This is a genomic window from Aquipluma nitroreducens (assembly GCF_009689585.1).
GTDB lineage: Bacteria > Bacteroidota > Bacteroidia > Bacteroidales > Prolixibacteraceae > Aquipluma > Aquipluma nitroreducens.
This window is the reverse complement of the sequence record NZ_AP018694.1, coordinates 71,871-90,627: the sequence shown is the minus strand read 5'-3', so window position 1 is coordinate 90,627 and position 18,757 is coordinate 71,871. Positions and strand designations below refer to the sequence as shown.

The following is an 18,757-nucleotide window of genomic DNA, read 5'->3' as shown; positions in this document are numbered from 1 at the left end:
TTAACTTTGCTCGCTTTAAAAACAATTAAATTCTAAAGTTTTGTCAGCAACCAGGTACATATTCGTAACAGGAGGTGTAACATCTTCGCTCGGGAAAGGTATTTTAGCTTCTTCTCTGGCTAAGTTACTTCAGTCCAGAGGATATTCAGTAACCATTCAGAAATTGGATCCATACATTAATGTTGATCCGGGAACCTTAAACCCATACGAACATGGAGAATGTTTTGTAACCGACGACGGTGCCGAAACGGATCTCGATTTGGGTCATTATGAACGGTTCCTGAATGTTCCTACTTCTCAGGCCAATAATGTAACTACAGGAAGGATCTACCAATCGGTTATTAACAAGGAACGCCGTGGCGATTACCTTGGGAAAACAGTTCAGATTATTCCTCACATTACCGATGAAATTAAACGACGGATCAAAGTTTTGGGTTCGAAAGGTAAATACGACATAGTGGTTACCGAAATCGGTGGAACAGTGGGCGATATTGAGTCGTTGCCGTACATTGAAGCCGTTCGCCAGATGAAATGGGAACTGGGTTTAAACGCTTTAGTCATTCACCTGACATTGGTTCCTTACCTGGCAGCTTCAGGCGAACTGAAAACCAAACCAACACAACATTCAGTAAAAGCATTGCTCGAAAACGGAGTTCAACCCGATGTTTTGGTGTTGCGCACCGAGCACGAATTAAATATGGGACTGCGGAAAAAGGTGGCGCTTTTTTGTAATGTCGAAAGTGATGCCGTGATCCAATCGATTGATGTAGCAACCATTTATGAAGTTCCGAACAAGATGCGCGAAGAACGCCTGGATGAAATCGTTTTGCGCAAAATGGGGCTTCCATTGAAGGATGAACCTAAGATGGACGACTGGAATGACTTCCTGAACAAGCTAAAAAAGCCTACAAGCCAAATTGAAATCGGTTTAGTTGGTAAGTATGTTGAGTTGCAGGATGCTTACAAATCGATTGTGGAAGCGATTATTCATGCAGGTGCAATGAATTTATGCAAAGTAAAAGTTCGTTGGATCCATTCCGAAAAAATTACAGCCGAAAACGTTGAAAAGAAACTGGAAGGGCTGAAAGGTATTATTGTAGCTCCTGGTTTTGGTCATCGTGGAATTGAAGGTAAAATTATTGCAACACAATATGTGAGGGAACACAACATTCCATTCTTTGGAATTTGCCTTGGGATGCAGATTGCTGTTATTGAATTTGCCCGTAATGTTTTGGGAGTCGCAGGAGCCGATTCGACAGAAATGAATGAAAAGACCGAAAACCCTGTTATTGACCTGATGGAAGAACAGAAGGGAATCACTGAAAAGGGCGGAACCATGCGGCTTGGAGCCTATAAATGTCAGATCAGTGATAAAGTCTCTAATATCTACAAAGCCTATAATAAAACAGAGATCAAAGAAAGGCACCGACATCGTTATGAATTTAACGATCAATATCTGGAGCGATTTGAAGCTGCTGGAATGAAAGCTACGGGCTTAAATCCGGATACCAATCTGGTTGAAGTCATTGAAATTCCTTCGCACAAATGGTTTGTCGGAGTTCAGTTTCATCCCGAATATAGCAGTACAGTTTTAAAACCACATCCGTTGTTTGTTGCTTTTGTAAAAGCGGCGCTCGGTAAATAATTATTATTTTATATGGATAGAAATACGATATTAGGTGCAGTCCTGATTTTCTCAATTCTTATTGGGTTCAGTTATTTTAATAAGCCATCCGAAAAGCAGCTTGCCGCCGCCAAACATCAGCGCGATTCAATTGCATTAGTTCGTGCTGATCAGGAAAAGAAAGTTCTGTCGGAAAAGAAATTGGAGGAAACACAGACTGTTCTTTCTGCAAGCACAAATGCCGATAGTTTGGTTTCAGGAGCAAACCAGGTACTAAAAGAAAAATTCGGTGTTTTTGCTGAAGCTTCAGTCGGAAAAGAAAAGTTTTATTCGATTGAAAACAACTTGGTTAAAGTGACTTTATCGAATAAAGGAGGACGGATTTATTCCGTAGAGCTCAAAAACTTCAAAACTTTTGAGGGCAAACCGCTGATCCTTTTTGAAGGAACTACCAGCAAATTCGGAATGAATTTCTTTGCGCAGAACCGTAGTATCGAAACCGAATCGTTTTATTTCGTTCCATCCGATTCAACTCCAAGTCAGGTTATAACTGGCCCTGAAGTTAAAATTGGCAGAGAGGGTATGGAAAAGTTTAACACTGGTGGCGCCAATAGTTCGAAAACTGTTTCGATGCGGTTAATGGCTGGCGACGGCAAATATCTGGAATATAAATATAGTTTGAGCTATAATTCTTATTTGGTTGGTTTTGAGGTGAATACCAAGAATTTAAGTAATGTTATAACAACCAACTCCAACTACCTGAATTTTAACTGGAAAATTGATGTTCCCCGTCAGGAGAGAAAATCGAAGATGGGAGAAGATAATTACTCCACCATTTACTACAAATTTCAGGACGATGATGTCGAAAAACTTTCAACCGGTAAATCGGGTACCGAAAGTTTGCGCACGAAAACCAAATGGGTAAGTTTCAAACAGTTGTTTTTTGCTTCCACGCTGATAGCCGATGATGCATTCCCAACTGTTGACATTAAAACAGAGTTAACCAAAGAAGATCCGCGTTATGTAGGTAAATTTAATGCTGATGTGGCCATACCATACGAAGGTAAAGATTCGGAAACCATTAAAATGAAGTTCTATTTTGGGCCAAGTCATTACACCACACTGAAACAGTATGATCTTTCGATGGAAAAACAGATCAACCTGGGTTATGTTGTTGTTCGTCAGGTTAATCAGTGGATCATTATTCCGACTTTCAATTTCCTAAGAAGGTTTATTAGTAATTTCGGTATTATTATTTTACTGCTTACAGTATTCATAAAACTATTGATCTTTCCGTTTACCTATAAATCGTACCATTCTCAGGCCAAAATGAAGGCTTTAAAGCCTGAAATTGACGAAATAAATGCCAAGTTTGGCAAGGATAAACCGATGGAAAAACAACAGGCTACAATGGCTTTGTATAAAAAAGCCGGAGTGAATCCAATGGGTGGTTGTTTGCCAATGTTGTTTCAATTCCCGGTTCTGATTGCCATGTTCTTCTTTTTTCCGACTTCAATTGAATTGCGTCAGCAAAGTTTCTTATGGGCAACCGACTTATCGACATTTGATTCAATTTGGAATATGCCATTTACGATTCCTTTCTACGGAAGCCATGTCAGCCTTTTCTGTTTGCTGATGACGATTACAACGATCATCTCAACCTACATGAATTCGCAAACTCAGAATACAGAGGCTATGCCGGGAATGAAAACCATGATGTACATTATGCCAGTCATGTTCCTCTTTATCCTGAATAGTTATGCCTCAGGATTGAGCTATTATTATTTTCTGGCCAATGTGTTCACTATCGGACAAATTTACGTTTTCCGCATGCTGATTGATGAAGATAAAATCAGGGCTCAAATCATGATAAATAAGAAGAAGCCTGTTGTTAAGTCTAAGTTTCAGCAGAAACTGGAGGAAATGTCGAAACAGCAGGGCGTAAAACCTCGAAAATAAAACCTCGAAAATAATTTCAATAAAATGCTGCTTCCGGGCAGCATTTTTTGTAACTTGTTGTTTGTAAACTAACAACATAAAATCATGTATCAATACAATGCTGTCATTCGGAAAGTAGTCGATGGCGATACCATTGAAATCGACATTGATTTAGGTCTTTCGGCCTGGGTTCACAACGAAAAAATAAGACTTTATGGTATCGACACTCCTGAAGTGTATGGAGTAAAGAAAGGATCTCCGGAATGGGAGCTTGGAAATCAGTCTTCTGAATTTGTGAAACAAAATCTGAAAGAAAATAGTCAGGTCATTATTGAGACGATTAAAGACAAAAAGGAAAAATACGGACGTTATCTGGCATTGATTTTTATTCAGATTGATCAGAACATTTTAACCGGATTGGAGGATATAAGAAGTATAGACGATTATTATTGTTTGAATGATATTCTTATTGCAAAAGGTTTAGCAAAGAAATATATGATCTAGTTAGGCTATTTTAAGTCACTCTGATACAAATTCCCGATAACAATTAAGCCGTACATCTAATTCGCATTATTGAATCAGATGTACGGCTTAATGGTATTGTGACCGTGAATGGGAGATGGATTATGCCTTTGGAAGTATTTTTAAAACCTGACCAACCCTCAAACTATTCGCTTGTGTAATGTTGTTGAGTTTCATGATGTCATCGTTTGAAACTCCTGGAAACTTCTTGGCAATCGACCAGAAGTTATCTCCTTTACGTACTTTATAATAAACAAATTCACCCTTTTCTACGGTTTGCTCATTGTTTTTTTCAACAGATGAACTTTTCACCGTTGATTGGGTAGTGGTTTTTTCAGCAGATTTGGTTTCTGTAGATTGTTTTTTAGCAGCACTGGCTAAATTTTGAGTTGAACTGACCGTTGGTTTTTCATTCAGCGATTTTTGTTTTTCAGAAAAGCTCTTTTTATTGAGCTTGCTGTAGTGTTCTCCATGTCCTTCAGGAACATAGACCGCTAGTTTTTGACCGGCCTTAATGAAGTTTTTATGAATGTTATTCCAATATTTCAGGTCAGAGCTTCGAACTCTAAACCATGCGGCAATCAAGCCGAGATTATCACCTGATTTTACTGTATAAATGACTTTATCTCGGCCTTTTATATCTCCAGGGCCATGACTTGCAAAATTATTTTGCGGATTAATTATTTGATTGTTCGGGAAGAATTCGGTGCGGCGGTGATCATGAATGATTGCTTCGTTTTCAAGATAAGCTGAAATTTGATCCTGAGGTAAAACCAGACTATATGACTTGTCTTTGCTGGCCGGGATAATATCTCGTCGATATTGCGGATTCAAACAGCGAATTTGCTCAACTGGTATTCCAATTATTTCTGAAATCTGGTTGAAATGCAAATAGTCATTGACCATTAACGTATCGGTAATGATTGGGAAATCAGGCGATTTTGGCAAAATGTTGTGACTCTGATAAAAATTCATTACATAGTTGGCAGCAATGAATGCTGGTACATATCCACGAGTCTCCTTAGGTAACCGGTAATAAATCTTCCAGTAATCTTTGGCATCTCCACTGCGTTTTATGGCCTTGTTTACGTTGCCAGGGCCACAATTGTATGCTGCAATAACCAGATGCCAGTCCTGATAAATGTTGTATAAGTCTCTCAAATATCTGGCAGCGGCATCAGTTGCTTTTAAAGGATCCCGACGTTCGTCAACAAATGTGCTGATTTCGAGTTTATACATTTTTCCGGTTGAGTACATGAACTGCCACAACCCAACGGCACTTGCAACCGAATTTGCCCCCGGATTTAATGCTGATTCAATAATAGGAAGGTATTTTAATTCCATTGGCAGATCATACTTAGCCAAAGCTTCTTCGAACATGGGAAAATAGTAATTGGCAAGTCCAAGCATTACAGCCACCTGTTTCGGTTTCCGAACTGTATACATGGTAATAAAGCTCTTAACCGTATTGTTAAACGATAAGCTTACAGCCGATTGCATCGATTGTAAACGTTGGATATAAATAGAGTCGGGTAGTGTTTGTTTGAGGGTATCGGCTTCTGCCAGTTCTGTACTATCAAGAAGGAATGCATTCTGTACATACCAGCTGCTCAGCATGCTGTCAAGTTTGTCTGAAAATATCTTTTTCATCGTTTCGTCAGGAATCGAATAATATTTTTCATACCCACTCAAAGTGTCAAGCGCGCTTATATTTATTGTACATGCTTTTTTAGGGTTATCTTTCCTTAGTCCGGAGGCAAAAGAATTGAGTCCGGCAATTGTTAGTAAGACTACTGTCAGTTTTAATATCCTCATAAGCTTTTAGTTAAAATGTGATTTTACAATGAAATCCGATCCCTTTCTGATCCATGCAAATAACAGGACCCGGAACCCAATTGATAGTTAAGTCGTCACCCATGTCGAAATTAAAGAAGTTGGCATCAACACTTGCATCAATGATATTTAATGCGTAAAAAGCAGCGGTGAAAATGACTACCAAATCTCTGTTACGCCTTGATCCGTCTTTTGCTATCCTTAATCTTTCAGTGAACTGTGTTATTTTATCAGATTCATATAAGCTTGGATTCACACCCAGATCTTTAAACGAATTTGTATTCGGATCAGTATCCAGGATGTCAGAATATGCTTGTTTGTATTTGACGTATAGTTCGTTGTTAAAGTTAATAAAGTATCCTAAAGTTACAAAACCTCCGTAAACAATAGGTAACTTCCAGTATTTTCGGTTGTAAATCTGGCCTAGTCCGGGCAATACAGCCGAATAAATAGTGGCCTTTCGGGGTGAATGGACAACTACTTCCTTTTTTATTTTGATCGAATCGACCTCTGTTTTCTGGCTAAAGGCAGAAAATCCTGTTCCAAAAAACAGGATTAAAAGTAACCAGATCGCAGACCGGCTTAATGTCAAAATATTTTTTTTTCTAAGCATCTAATTGATCAAGGATTCCTAATATGCGCTCCAAATCTTTGGTCGAACCAAAAGGAATAATAATCTTGCCTTTCCCGGTTTGATCCATCCTGAAGTCAATCTTCGATTGAAAATGTTTGCTAAGGTGATTGTGTAGATCTTGATATTCTGTTGGAAATTTCGGACTTTTTTTCTTTTCCGCAGGTTGGAAACTATTGTTGTCTTCGTTGTAGTTTCTTACAATTTCTTCGACACGACGAACCGAAAATTCGTTTTTAATAATCTCGTCGTAGATCATCAATTGCATTTCCGAATCTTTGATATTTACCAAAGCTCTGGCGTGACCCATGGAAACTGTTTTTTCAACGATTCCTTTTTGAATGCGGGCAGGTAGTTTTAGCAACCGAAGATAATTTGTAACGGTTGATCTTTTTTTGCCAACCCTGTCGCTCAGATTTTCCTGGGTCAGTTTGCATTCATCAATCAAACGCTGATAACTTATCGCAATTTCAATGGCATCAAGATCTTCGCGTTGGATGTTCTCAACAAGAGCCATTTCAAGCATCGCTTCGTCATCGGCAGTTCTGACATATGCAGGAATGGTTGTCAATCCGGCAATTTTCGAGGCTCTGAACCTCCGCTCGCCAGCAATAATCTGATATTGGTCGTCATCAATCTTCCGAAGAGTGATCGGTTGAATGATCCCGATTTCTTTAATCGAGGTGGCTAATTCATTTAATGCTTCTTCGTCAAACTTAGTCCGGGGTTGAAACGGGTTTGCAATAATTTTAGAAATCTCGATTTCATTGATTGAAGAACCTGCTTCTTTTACAGGATCATCGTTTGCACCTTCAATCAACGAACCCAAACCTCTTCCTAATGCGCTCTTTTTTGCCATAGTCAAAAAGTCTTATTCAATAATTTTTTCTGAATTCTTAAGTTTTGTCATCCCATTGTTTTGCAAAAGCTCGCGGGCAAGGTTCATATAACTGGCAGCTCCTTTTGATGTTGCATCATACAGAATTGCTGGTTGTCCGTAGCTTGGAGCTTCACTCAATTTAATATTTCGAGAAATGACAGATTCAAATACCATCTCCTGAAAGTGCTTTTTCACTTCTTCCATTACCTGATTCGATAAGTTCAACCGTGAATCGAACATCGTAAGAAGAAATCCCTCGATCTCCAGATCAGGATGTAGTTTGGTCTGAATAATTTTGATTGTATTTAATAACTTACCAAGACCCTCCAATGCAAAATACTCGCATTGTACCGGAATGATAACCGAATCGGCTGCAGTTAGGGAATTTACTGTAATAAGACCTAATGAAGGAGAACAATCAATAAGGATAAAATCGTACTCATCTCTTATTTTTTCGATAACATGTCTCAATACCTTTTCTCGGTTAGGCAGATTCAGCATTTCAATTTCAGCACCAACCAAGTCAATGTGTGAAGGAATGAGGTCTAATCCTGGAATTTCTGTATTTAAAATTATTTTTCGTGGATCGAGTTCATCAACAATACATTCATAGATGCTGGTTTTTACATTTTTCACATCGAAACCAACGCCCGAGGTGGCGTTCGCCTGTGGATCAGCATCAATGATTAAAACCTTATATTCTAAAACGGCCAGACTTGCTGCCAGATTTATCGCGGTTGTGGTTTTTCCGACTCCTCCCTTTTGGTTAGCAAGTGCAATTACTTTTCCCATATAAAAAATTACTTATTTGGTAAGTTCCAAAGTTAATATTTAAAAGTATAAACAGGTTGAGTGAATTTATTAATTAAACTTAATTGTGTTGTGTGTGTTTGGAATACAGATCATTAGCTCTTTGTGATTTGTAATAAAAACATTTTCCTATATATTTCTGATTCATATCAGTGGTCGTAAATCAAGCCTGTTTAACCTGATTTTCAGCAGATGGTACTTTTCTGAAATTTCGCCAAACACAACAACTATGTATCAGGTTAACTGTATTTTTTTTGCCTCTTTTTTCAACTGTTTTAAATCAATAGGCACAACTCCCAGTTTTTCGCAAACTAATCCGCCTGCCAGATTAGAGAGTTGAGCCATGAATGGAATTGATAATCCGGCCGCTAAACAAAGGCTTGCGGCAGCAACAACTGTATCTCCAGCTCCCGAAACATCAGCGATGTCGCGGATTTCGGCCGGATAGTAATTCTGCTTTACTCCATTGGTCAGAAAAACTCCAAGCTCTGATAGTGTTATAAAGAGTAATCCAATTTGTTTTTCTTTTTTGAAGTTTTCGGATACCGTTTTCAATTCATTCATATCGGTCTTCTCGATTTCAAGCTTCAACCCTTCTTTAAATTCTTTAAAGTTTGGTTTAAAAAGATCAACACCTTCATAGTTATTAAAATTCCTCCTCTTCGGATCGGCTACGGTAAGTATCTTTTTGGACTTTGCCAGATCGATAACATTTTTAATTAATCCGGGAGTAATGAGTCCTTTGTCGTAATCAACAAAAATGATAATGTGAATCTGTTTTTGATCAATTATCTCTTTAATTTTTTCAAAAACTTCCTTTTCAAATTCAGTATTAATAAAAGTTGAAATTTCCTGATCAACCCTCGAAATCTGTTGTCCTCCGCTGATAATTCTGGTCTTAACAGTTGTCATTCGCGATTCATCAACGAAAATTCCTTCACTGGATAAATGGTTTTCGTCCATTAGTTCAGAAAATGTCCGACCTTTTTCGTCGTTACCAATAATTGATACGAGAATTGGAGTTGCACCAAGAGCCTGAATGTTAAGAGATACATTTCCGGCGCCTCCCAATCTATTTTCCTGTTTGGTAACAGTTACAATCGGAATGGGAGCCTCAGGAGAAATGCGGTCGACTTTTCCCCATAAATAACTGTCAACCATCGCATCACCAAGCACCAATACATTTAATTCAGCAAACTTCCCGAAAACCTGTTCTATATTGTCTTTTTCCACTATCTGAATTTTATCGATGCGACAAAAGTAGTAAAATTAAATGCGAAAAAAATGATATAAACCGCCAAATGCACGCCCGACTTAAAACACGAATGGGAACATTCCGTTGAGGAAAGTTCCCATTCACTTTCAGATTACCCGAAGGTTTTCCTTAGTGCCAGACTACGGTTATTAGAGCTGGCTGTTTCATCCGGTTTCTCCAACCATTTTTCACAACCTGTAGCTTTCTTGTAAAACTTGTTACAGTTCTACATTCTAGCGGTTCGTTCGACGCTTTCGTGAAATTGTCTTCCCGAACGAAGTCCCATTTAAGCCACCTTTTTGTTCATCGTTTTTTTCAATCCGATGATTGGTGAAAAACTACTACAGATACGGAGATCTTTTCGTTTTCAGTTCGACAATGAATAAACCGAGGTTCTTCATTATCTCCTGCTTTTCCTGAATCAACATTTTAGTGAACGTTTTGCGAACATATGTCTGCTGATGAACCTGACATGGAATGTTTCGGTTCAAACTTCAGCTTTTACGGAACGCGAATCCGAAGATCCGAAAGATCAGGTTCGTGATTCATTTAAGTATCCTTACCTTTTCCATTCTTTCAAAGCAGCTTTTTATCGCTCGTCTGATGTATTAAAGTTAATACAATTAGCACCCTAAAGTCAAGTAAATCTTCGATTTTGAATGAATAGTTTGTGATCAGTAGTTATAAACAATTGTTTATAACTACTTTGTTGTTGTAAGTATTTGTTATATTGATATATACGTATTAATGGATGTCCTTTTCGCAGAGTTATGAACATTTTTCCTGACTTGTGACATTTAGTGCGGTAGCAGATTCCATTTGGTAATAAGGTTTGCAAGTTGGCTATTCATGATTTCCTTTGTGGGGGATCGGAAGACAAATGTTTGTTTGGTCAATCGGTCTTGAATATGGGTTTCTGTTATGTTCCAGACAAGGAACCGGATTTCCCTCAATGATAATTTGGTGATTATTTCCAGGTATTTTTCTGCTATCAGAGCGACAAAACAAATCAGTACGTGAGCCTTGATCGCTTCTTGTTTTTGATGGTATATTGGGCGGGTTTGCAAATCAAACTTACTCATGCGGAACGATTGTTCAATGTGCCAGAGCTGGTGGTAACGGTCTATGACCATTTGGTTGGACAGTTGTTGTTCGGGCAAGTTGGTGCAATACCCCTTAATTCCAAGCAACAGCCTCCTTTTTTCTATCAATGTCGTGTTGAGTTCTATTTTTTCTTTAGTAACCTTCCTGACAAATTGAGCCTTCACTTTCAGTGACTGCTTTGCCACCAGCTCTTCGGCTTTTTGAACAAGCTTGTTTAGCTCGTTCAATTCCTTTTTATACCGTTTGAGTGAAAAATCGCACACCAAATAACCGTATCGCGATGGAAAGCGGGCTATGGCACCGTGTTTCCCGTTCAATGTTGCATGGATTTGTTTTACCAATCCAAGTTCCGCATTGGCCAGCCGTGCACCAACAATGTACGATAGTTTCTTTTCCCTGAGTTCGGCAAGCCTTTCTTCATCCAGCATTGCGGCATCGGCTACAATAATTGGCCGTGTCTGCGGGTGGGCTGAGGTAAACGTTTCCACAACCGGGAGCATTGTCTTTCCTTCGAATGTGTTGCCTGCAAAAACCTGATACGACAGTGGAAACCCTGTTTGTGTTACCAGCAGCCCGATGACAATTTGGGGTTGCTGTGACTTGTTGTCCTTTGAGAACCCTTGTATTTTAAACTCATCGGCCTTAAACGACTCGAAATACAATGTGGTAACATCGTACAGCACAAAATAGAAAGGTTCATTGAACTTCTGTTGTGCCACCCTGTAAGCACATTGCTCAATATCTGCCTTGTATGCTGACAACTTTGGAATATTGCGGTAAATCCGTTGAGAATATTTAATGCCGAAGTAATATCCCAGCAGTTCAACAGAGCGGAGTTTTGAAGCAGGCTCGATAAGGCGCATAATGGCCAGATCAAGCAACAGGCGGGGAAGATGGGATAAACCGCATTCATCGAAACAGCCCATGAAGAACCGAAAAGCAAAGTGGTGCGTCACCCCAATGCATTCGCCCCTGTCTACAACTAAAAGTTTTTGTTTTTGGGCAGGGAACAACGATAACTGGGCGGTTTGTTCATCGATCCATTCCAATGCCCTTTGCCTCAAAACAGCCTCTTCTATCTGGTCTTTGGCGCTACCAATATGTTTGCCTACAATCGATCTGTGACCAACATACCTGACAACCTGAACCGCAACAGATCCCGACTTAGTTTTGACTTTTCGTACTGAATACATACCGCAAAATTAGGCGTTAGTGCGGTGAAATCAATAAATATTAATTGCTAAATTGTTAATAATGTGGAATTTAAAAATTGATCTCTGTGGAAAAATCAAAAGTGTCACAAGTCAGGATCAGTAGTTATAAACAATTGTTTATAACTACTTTGTTGTTGTAAGTATTTGTTATATTGATATATCTGTATTAATGGATGTCCTTTTCGCAGAGTTATGAACATTTTTGATAGTTGATCTTTTAATCAATCCTATAAAATTCACTAATTAGTAATTTGTTGTATATCAGAAGTTTGGTTGTTTGTTTTTTAATGTGATCCGTAGCCCTTCCTCAAGCCTGAATTCAGCAGTTTCAATACCAGACTCTTTTAATGCTGCCCTAAATCCTTCGTTCATCATTTGACCTGCACGTAATGGAAGATCAATCAATGCTGGGAAATTGGTTTCATTTTCAGGGTGATGATAAAATTCGAGACAAGTTTGCAGTTTTGTTGAGAGATAAATGCGACATGCCATTGGCCTGGCTGCATATGCTGAACATGCTCCTTCGTGCAGTAATGGGCAGGGAGCTTTGTATTTCAAAATATCATCATCGGATAAGTTTGATGTTATCCGATATTTAGCGTCTGTTTTTGCAATTACATCCGTAAGATCTTCTGGATTAAAATCTTTCTTTATTTTTTCTGATAAGAAATGAAGTTCGTAGGAGTTTGCGAAAACAGCCTGTTGACAGCACCAGTGGCATCCCTTAAAGCATGCTACTTTAATGTTTTGTCGTTCAGCAAGTGCAATGATTGAATCGTTTAGACCATCAATGGCATCGTATAACGATTCAATTGCCGTAAACAAAGTATCATTCGAGAGCCCTTCCTCAATTGCTGATTGTGCCAGACGATAACCATCAGAATAGAAAATCCGTTCGTTTTCGCTGAAATGCTTATTCTCCATTGTCATCTAACTCTTTTTTTCGACAAAAGTAATTTAGTTTTCAGGAAAGGATTAATTTGCACCAGTTTTTTTCAAACTTGATAAATTAAACCCAGTGAAATTTATATTTTCATTTTTATTGCTGATTTCCAACGTTTTGTTGTTTGCCGGATCTGTCGATTATCTTCCTGTTCCTTCAAATGACTTGGTTAAACATACCTATTATACGCTCTCGTACAACGAAAAATACGAACAAGCTAATTGGGTTTATTATACATTGACCGATAAGATGGTTAATGAAGGCGGGGAGGAGAGAAGTAACAAATTTAAAATGGATCCGATGGTTCCTTCCGGATCTGCAAAATCTTCGGATTATACGAAAAGTGGTTACGATAGGGGACATCTTTGTCCGGCGGCAGATATGGGATTCAGTCCTGTCTCAATGCAAGAGAGTTTTTATATGTCGAATATTTCTCCTCAAGCTCCTGATTTTAATCGTGGCATTTGGAAAGAGCTTGAAACAGATGTCCGTAGGTGGGCCAAAAAGGAACACAAGATATGTGTTGTAGCAGGACCTGTTTTTAAAGACAACAAAGGTACTATTAGGGTAGATCAGGTGTTAGTTCCCGGATATTTCTTCAAGATAATTTATGAAGAGACTGATGATCCCAAAATGATTGCGTTTGTATTTCCGAACAGAAAAAGCGATCGACCCGTTACTGATTTTGCAGTGACTGTTGATGAAGCCGAAAAGTTAACCGGATTTGACTTTTTTTCACAACTTCCGGATGAGCTGGAGAATAAGCTTGAAAGTCGTGTTGATTTTTCTGAATGGTTTGACGGGCAGGTAAGCCCACAGCCAATTGCAACAAAGCAATTACCTGTAACAGAAAAAACTCAGGAATCGGTTAAGTCTGATTTTCAATTCTATTTTGTTTTGATTTTAGTGATTCTAGTAGTAGTTATTTTCGTATTCATTAAAGGTCGAAGTCGAAGGTAATTGTTGAATGACCTGTTTATCAAAGATCTTCAGTCTTAATTGGGATTGTGAAAATGAAATTAGAAAATTTATCTGGTTCAGATTCAACCCAAATGGTTCCCCCTAACAGTTCAACCAGATTTTTAGAAATTGCCAAGCCTAAACCATTTCCGCCATATTTTCGGGTTTTAGCCAAATCGACCTGTCGAAAGCGTTCGAAGATGGACTGATGATATGCCGAATCAATTCCAATGCCTGTGTCTTTGGTATGAAATGTAACAATATTGTTTTCAACTTGATAGCCTATTTCGATATAGCCTTTTAGTGTAAATTTTAATGCATTCCCTATCAGATTGTTGAAAATTTGCCTGATGCGGTATAAGTCACTTTCAATTTGTACGTCGGGAGTGTTTTGCGATAGAGCAATGCGAAATTCAATTCCTTTTTGAATTGCTTTTTTGCTGAAATCATTCTGTAATTCGGTCAGTAATTTTCTAACTGAGATTAACTCTTTACGGATTTTCATTTGTCCAGCCTCAAGCATTGAAAAATCCATGATATCACTTATAATGAACAATAAATTATTCCCATTGTCTACAATTGTTTGTCTAAATTCATCTTTCTGCTGTTCATCAAAGGATGGATCTCCCAATAATTCTGAAAATCCAATAATGCTATTCAGAGGTGTTCGTATCTCATGCGACATATTAGCCAAAAATGCTGATTTCAGGCGGTCGCTTTCTTCTGCCTTTTCTTTAGCCTGGATAAGTTCTGCCTGCATTTTTTTACGTTCAGTAATATCTTCTTTTATAGCTATGTAGTTCGTTATTATTCCTTTATCATTTTTTATAGATGTTATAGTTGCCCACTCCCAATAAAGCGATCCATCCTTTTTTCTATTCTGCAACTCTCCTCGCCAAACATTTCCTGAACTAATCGTTTCCCAAAGGTCTATATAGACAGCAGATTCCATATTCCCAGATTTAAGTATCTGGTGATTAAGGCTTATCGCTTCTTCTTCAGACCACCCAGATGTTGCAGTAAATGCAGGATTAACATATTCAATGCTCCCATTTATATCGGTAATTACAATGGTTGCTGAACTTTGCTCAATTCCCATCGAAAGTTTTAGAATTTTTTCCTGAGCCAGTTTCTGTTCCGTGATATCGCGGCCAATTCCCACTAACCCGATTATTTCTCCATTTTCTTCGGTAAGCGGAATCTTGGAAGTAATTAACCAGCGCTGTATGCCATTCTCATCCCAAAAGTCTTCTTCACGGTTCAAAACGGCTTCTCCGCTGTCAATTACTTTTTTATCGTCAGTAAATCCTCTCATTCCAACTTCAGGACCATAGGTTTCAAGATCTGTTTTGCCTAATACTTCTACTTCAGTCTTTAGTCCAACTATTTTCAAATCAGCCCTGTTAGCAATCACTTTTCTGCATTCGCGATCTTTTACATAAATAGTTACCGGCAGATTATCTATTAAGGTTCGGAGTAATTTACGCTCTCTTTTCAGTTTTTCTTCGGCTTCTTTTCGATCAGTAATATCTCTGCCAGTGGCAATAACCACTTCTTGTCCAAAATAGTTTCCTTTGTTGCAAATTACTTCATTCGGAAAAATATCTCCATTTTTTCGCTTACCCCAAAATTCGAATTGTTGTTGAATACCAGTAGCTAATACATCCTTGAGCTGCTGCGATATCGTTTTTAAGTCATTTAATCCGTTGGCAGCTAAAAATTCAGATGTTTTGCCAATCACTTCTTCTGATGAATAGCCATACATTTTTTCAGTTCCGGCATTTATTGCAATAAATTCGCCTCTGGCGTTTATTATATAAATTGCCTCAGAAACAGAATTGAATAATCCATAATAGCTTTTCTCGCTTTCAATAAGTCGCTTTTCTGATTCAAATTTTTCTATGCCTAAATCTCTTTGCTTTAGTGCATTAATTATTGCTGATCCAAGTCGTTTTAGTGAATCTTTCAATACGTAGTCCGAAGCTCCAGCTTTCATACATTCAACAGCCGTATCCTCATTAATTGAGCCTGTTACCATGATGAATGGAGTATGTGGGCACATTTCCTGAGCAATTTTCAGTGCCGATAATCCATCGAATGATGGCATGTTGAAATCAGAGAGGATAATATCCGGACGGTAGGATAACAGGAGATCCATGTATCTGTTTCTGTTATCTGTGATTTCGAATTTACTGTTTGGTAATACCTTTTTTATCTCCCGAATGTTGAGTTCGGCATCTTGTGCCTCATCTTCAACAAGCAATATCTGATAGAATTTATCCATGTTGTTGATTATATTTATTTTGGCACTTCGTTAACCAAAAGCCAATATAAACCGATTTGTGACATGGCTCTAAAAAAATCATCGAAATTAACTGGTTTAACGACATAGCTGTTAACACCTAATTCATAAGCTTTTTTTATATCAGGGTCTTCGCGTGAAGAAGTGACTACAACCACAGGAAGTTTTTTTGTCAGTGGATTCGATTTTAACTCTTGAAGAACTTCGAGTCCGCTAACTTTAGGAAGCTTGAGATCAAGAAAGATCACCTTGGGCGATTGTGAAAAATCCCGATCGAAGTATTTCCCTTTACAAAACAGATAGTCGAGGGCTTCCGCTCCATCTTCGGTAACGTGTATTTGGTTCGCAAGTTTTTGCTTGTGAAGGGCACGAATCATTAATTCAGCATCCTGAGGGTTATCTTCTACAAGAAGAATTTCTACTGCATTAAGGTTTTCCATATAGGCTAGTTATCATTTTCTTGTCAACGATTAAAGATAGCGATTTTTTCAATCTAACTAAGCTGTCGCAGTTTATCAGATTTGATATTGGTTGTTATTTTTTAGATGTGCTTTTAGGTAATGAGAAATAGAATGTTGCTCCTTTGCCAATTTCGCCTTCAGCCCATACACGACCTCCATGCCTGGTAACAATTCGTTGCACAATTGCTAAGCCAACTCCTGTTCCTTCAAATTCGTTGACGCTATGTAAGCGCTGAAATACGCCAAAAAGTTTATGAATATAGTTCATGCTAAAACCAACTCCGTTGTCTTTAATAAAGTAAATTGTTTCATTTTCAGCTGTATTTGCTCCAATAGTTATTTGTGGATTTGTTGTTTTCGAAGAATATTTTATCGCATTCGATATTAAATTCGTCCAAACTTGCTTGATTAAATTGGAGTCGCCAGTCGATTGAGGAAGTTCCTGCAACGAAATGACATTTGGATTCAATTCTTTTGACGACTGAAATTCTGCGATTAATGTACCAACCAGACTTTGCATATCGATAGTGGAATTGTGTAATTCACTCCTGATCAATCTTGAGAATGAAAGGAGGTCGTCAATGAGCTGACCCATTTTGACTGCATTCGAATGAATAATCAAACAAATTCGTTTTCCTTCATCATCAAGTACTTGATGGTAATCTTCGAGTAAAATACTTACAAAACCATTAATGGCGCGCAAAGGAGCTCTTAAATCGTGGGATACCGAATAGCTGAAAGCTTCGAGTTCCTTGTTTGTTGCCTCAAGTTGTTTGGCGCTTATTTGAAGTTCTTCTGATTTAATGTTAAGATCTTCTACCAGATTTAACAGAGCTACCTCATTTTCAATTAGCTCTTTGCTTCGTTTTTTTAGTTCATCAGTTCTTTCAGCTACTTTTAGTTCAAGTTCTTCATTTAACTTTTTTATTTCTTCATCGGCGAGTTTGCGATCGCTTATATCCCTGAAATTAATAACAATGGCTTCAACACTTGGATCGGCAAGTAAATTGCTAAATGTGCTTTCAACCCACTGGCATTGACTGTTTCTGCCTTTCAACCGGAATTGAATTGTTGGCACTATCGATGAGTTTAATTGAATATTTTCAAGATGGGATAAAACGAAAGTTAAGTCATCAGGATGGATAAAACGGTCAAAACTTCCTGTGATGTCATCTATATTTGAATACCCAAACATTTTACAGGCAGAAGGGCTCATAAATTTGCACTCTCTGGCAACATCTATCAATACAATTCCATCAGGAGCCTTCTCAATTAAAGCTTTATAATGATGCCCCATTCGTATAATTTTCTCTTCGTTTTTTTTACGCTCCGAAATGTTGCGTACAAATCCAATTATATTTAGTGAACCATTCAATTCAATTAGACTAGTGCTAACTTCTACCGGAAATGTATTTCCGTTTTTACCCCGGTGTACTGATTCGAAAACTAGTTTTTCGTTTAGTTTGATGTTGTCAAAAAAAAGCTTAACTTCTTGATGGGTTGAGAATTGGTCATCCAGCGCTGTAATTTTTAATTTTAACAGCTCATCGCGGGTATACCCCATACATTTATAGGCCTGTTGGTTGCAGTCGATTATATTTCCATCCAGGTCAGATAAATACATTGAATCAGTGGCTTGCTCAATAATGGTCCTAAAACGTGTTTCGCTGTCTTTTATGGCCTTTTTGTTTTCTGAATTTTCTGCCTGATGTAACATCAGAACTCCCAGGATTAGAGACGCGAGCGGATAAAGAAAAATAACTGGCAGCGCGATGTTTGTTAGCGTATTCCATATTAAATCAGATGGTAACAGTAATGTAAATGAAAGCATAACCAAATGCACTAAAATGCCTAAAGAGATTAGTTCGGCATATTTATTTTTTTTCCAGTTTGGTCTGAAATGGGCCCAAAGAAGACCTAATGTTCCAGAGCTTAAAATAACAGCAGTTCCCATGATTACCCCATTCCCTCCAATAAACAATCGGTATGATGCGGTGATTATCATTGCCGTAATAGTCGGAATTGGGCCAAAGAAAAGTCCCGCAGTTGAAAGCATTACAGAGCGAGTATCGAAAATTATTCCAGATAAAAAATGCCAAGGGCTTAAAATCAGAACAATACCAATAATTCCCAGAATAATCCCTGAGGAAAATTTAAAATAAATATTCTTCAATCTTTCTTTTCTGGACCAGAAGTAATCATATAACATGCTGAAAGCAAGTAGTATTGAAATGTTTTGAACCAATTCAATAATTGTCGATTCTTTCATTCGTCGAAGTT

14 protein-coding genes are annotated in these 18,757 nt (G+C 38.1%); 4 read left to right on the top strand and 10 right to left on the bottom strand.

Annotated features, from left to right (window positions below):
* Positions 1–40 precede the first annotated feature (40 nt).
* The 3 genes from AQPE_RS00385 to AQPE_RS00375 all read left to right on the top strand — a co-directional run bounded on the left by AQPE_RS00385 (position 41) and on the right by AQPE_RS00375 (position 4,066).
* Positions 41–1,645, top strand: coding sequence for a CTP synthase (locus tag AQPE_RS00385; protein WP_318349058.1), 1,605 nt, complete (start codon positions 41–43; stop codon positions 1,643–1,645).
* A gap of 12 nt (positions 1,646–1,657) precedes the next feature.
* Positions 1,658–3,583: a membrane protein insertase YidC gene (gene yidC / locus AQPE_RS00380; RefSeq protein ID WP_318349057.1), complete on the top strand. Its 1,926-nt coding sequence runs from the start codon at positions 1,658–1,660 to the stop codon at positions 3,581–3,583.
* 84 nt (positions 3,584–3,667) lie between these two features.
* Positions 3,668–4,066, top strand: a complete 399-nt coding sequence (locus AQPE_RS00375) for a thermonuclease family protein (RefSeq protein WP_318349056.1) — start codon at positions 3,668–3,670, stop codon at positions 4,064–4,066.
* Positions 4,067–4,186: 120 nt separating this feature from the next.
* Here the strand turns inward: AQPE_RS00375 and AQPE_RS00370 are convergent, their stop codons facing one another.
* From AQPE_RS00370 to AQPE_RS00340, 7 genes are all read right to left on the bottom strand, one after another.
* Positions 4,187–5,899, bottom strand: a complete 1,713-nt coding sequence (locus AQPE_RS00370) for a lytic transglycosylase domain-containing protein (RefSeq protein WP_318349055.1) — start codon at positions 5,897–5,899, stop codon at positions 4,187–4,189.
* A gap of 10 nt (positions 5,900–5,909) precedes the next feature.
* Positions 5,910–6,530 (bottom strand): DUF5683 domain-containing protein, encoded by a 621-nt coding sequence (locus AQPE_RS00365; protein ID WP_318349054.1) that lies wholly within the window; start codon positions 6,528–6,530, stop codon positions 5,910–5,912.
* Positions 6,523–7,407: a ParB/RepB/Spo0J family partition protein gene (locus AQPE_RS00360; protein WP_318349053.1), complete on the bottom strand. Its 885-nt coding sequence runs from the start codon at positions 7,405–7,407 to the stop codon at positions 6,523–6,525. Before AQPE_RS00360 ends, AQPE_RS00365 begins: the two co-directional genes overlap by 8 nt.
* Positions 7,408–7,419: 12 nt before the next feature.
* Positions 7,420–8,220, bottom strand: coding sequence for a ParA family protein (locus AQPE_RS00355; RefSeq protein WP_318349052.1), 801 nt, complete (start codon positions 8,218–8,220; stop codon positions 7,420–7,422).
* A gap of 252 nt (positions 8,221–8,472) precedes the next feature.
* Positions 8,473–9,471: a bifunctional heptose 7-phosphate kinase/heptose 1-phosphate adenyltransferase gene (locus tag AQPE_RS00350; RefSeq protein ID WP_318349051.1), complete on the bottom strand. Its 999-nt coding sequence runs from the start codon at positions 9,469–9,471 to the stop codon at positions 8,473–8,475.
* Positions 9,472–10,290: 819 nt separating this feature from the next.
* Positions 10,291–11,790, bottom strand: a complete 1,500-nt coding sequence (locus tag AQPE_RS00345) for an IS1634 family transposase (RefSeq protein ID WP_318347493.1) — start codon at positions 11,788–11,790, stop codon at positions 10,291–10,293.
* 282 nt (positions 11,791–12,072) lie between these two features.
* Entirely contained in the window at positions 12,073–12,741 is a 669-nt protein-coding gene (locus AQPE_RS00340) for a YkgJ family cysteine cluster protein (protein WP_318349050.1), read from the bottom strand.
* 88 nt (positions 12,742–12,829) lie between these two features.
* On the opposite strand from AQPE_RS00340, the gene AQPE_RS00335 reads away from it, so the two are divergent.
* The gene (locus tag AQPE_RS00335; RefSeq protein WP_318349049.1) at positions 12,830–13,714 is read left to right on the top strand and encodes a DNA/RNA non-specific endonuclease; all 885 of its coding nucleotides are present in this window, start codon (positions 12,830–12,832) and stop codon (positions 13,712–13,714) included.
* Positions 13,715–13,733: 19 nt separating this feature from the next.
* Here AQPE_RS00335 and AQPE_RS00330 read toward each other — a convergent pair whose 3' ends face one another.
* From AQPE_RS00330 to AQPE_RS00320, 3 genes are all read right to left on the bottom strand, one after another.
* The gene (locus AQPE_RS00330) at positions 13,734–15,998 is read right to left on the bottom strand and encodes a PAS domain S-box protein (RefSeq protein WP_318349048.1); all 2,265 of its coding nucleotides are present in this window, start codon (positions 15,996–15,998) and stop codon (positions 13,734–13,736) included.
* Positions 15,999–16,012: 14 nt separating this feature from the next.
* Positions 16,013–16,456: a response regulator gene (locus AQPE_RS00325; RefSeq protein WP_318349047.1), complete on the bottom strand. Its 444-nt coding sequence runs from the start codon at positions 16,454–16,456 to the stop codon at positions 16,013–16,015.
* Between the two features lie 94 nt (positions 16,457–16,550).
* Positions 16,551–18,746, bottom strand: coding sequence for a PAS domain S-box protein (locus AQPE_RS00320; RefSeq protein WP_318349046.1), 2,196 nt, complete (start codon positions 18,744–18,746; stop codon positions 16,551–16,553).
* Positions 18,747–18,757: the final 11 nt, after the last annotated feature.

What these genes read in the sequence shown, in the direction of transcription:
- yidC (WP_318349057.1), top strand. Translation starts at nt 1,658, where the DNA reads ATGGATAGAAATACGATATTAGGTGCAGTCCTGATTTTCTCAATTCTT.
- AQPE_RS00375 (WP_318349056.1), top strand. Translation starts at nt 3,668, where the DNA reads ATGTATCAATACAATGCTGTCATTCGGAAAGTAGTCGATGGCGATACC.
- AQPE_RS00370 (WP_318349055.1), bottom strand. Translation starts at nt 5,899, where the DNA reads ATGAGGATATTAAAACTGACAGTAGTCTTACTAACAATTGCCGGACTC.
- AQPE_RS00365 (WP_318349054.1), bottom strand. Translation starts at nt 6,530, where the DNA reads ATGCTTAGAAAAAAAAATATTTTGACATTAAGCCGGTCTGCGATCTGG.
- AQPE_RS00360 (WP_318349053.1), bottom strand. Translation starts at nt 7,407, where the DNA reads ATGGCAAAAAAGAGCGCATTAGGAAGAGGTTTGGGTTCGTTGATTGAA.
- AQPE_RS00355 (WP_318349052.1), bottom strand. Translation starts at nt 8,220, where the DNA reads ATGGGAAAAGTAATTGCACTTGCTAACCAAAAGGGAGGAGTCGGAAAA.
- AQPE_RS00345 (WP_318347493.1), bottom strand. Translation starts at nt 11,790, where the DNA reads ATGTATTCAGTACGAAAAGTCAAAACTAAGTCGGGATCTGTTGCGGTT.
- AQPE_RS00340 (WP_318349050.1), bottom strand. Translation starts at nt 12,741, where the DNA reads ATGACAATGGAGAATAAGCATTTCAGCGAAAACGAACGGATTTTCTAT.
- AQPE_RS00330 (WP_318349048.1), bottom strand. Translation starts at nt 15,998, where the DNA reads ATGGATAAATTCTATCAGATATTGCTTGTTGAAGATGAGGCACAAGAT.
- AQPE_RS00325 (WP_318349047.1), bottom strand. Translation starts at nt 16,456, where the DNA reads ATGGAAAACCTTAATGCAGTAGAAATTCTTCTTGTAGAAGATAACCCT.
- AQPE_RS00320 (WP_318349046.1), bottom strand. Translation starts at nt 18,746, where the DNA reads ATGAAAGAATCGACAATTATTGAATTGGTTCAAAACATTTCAATACTA.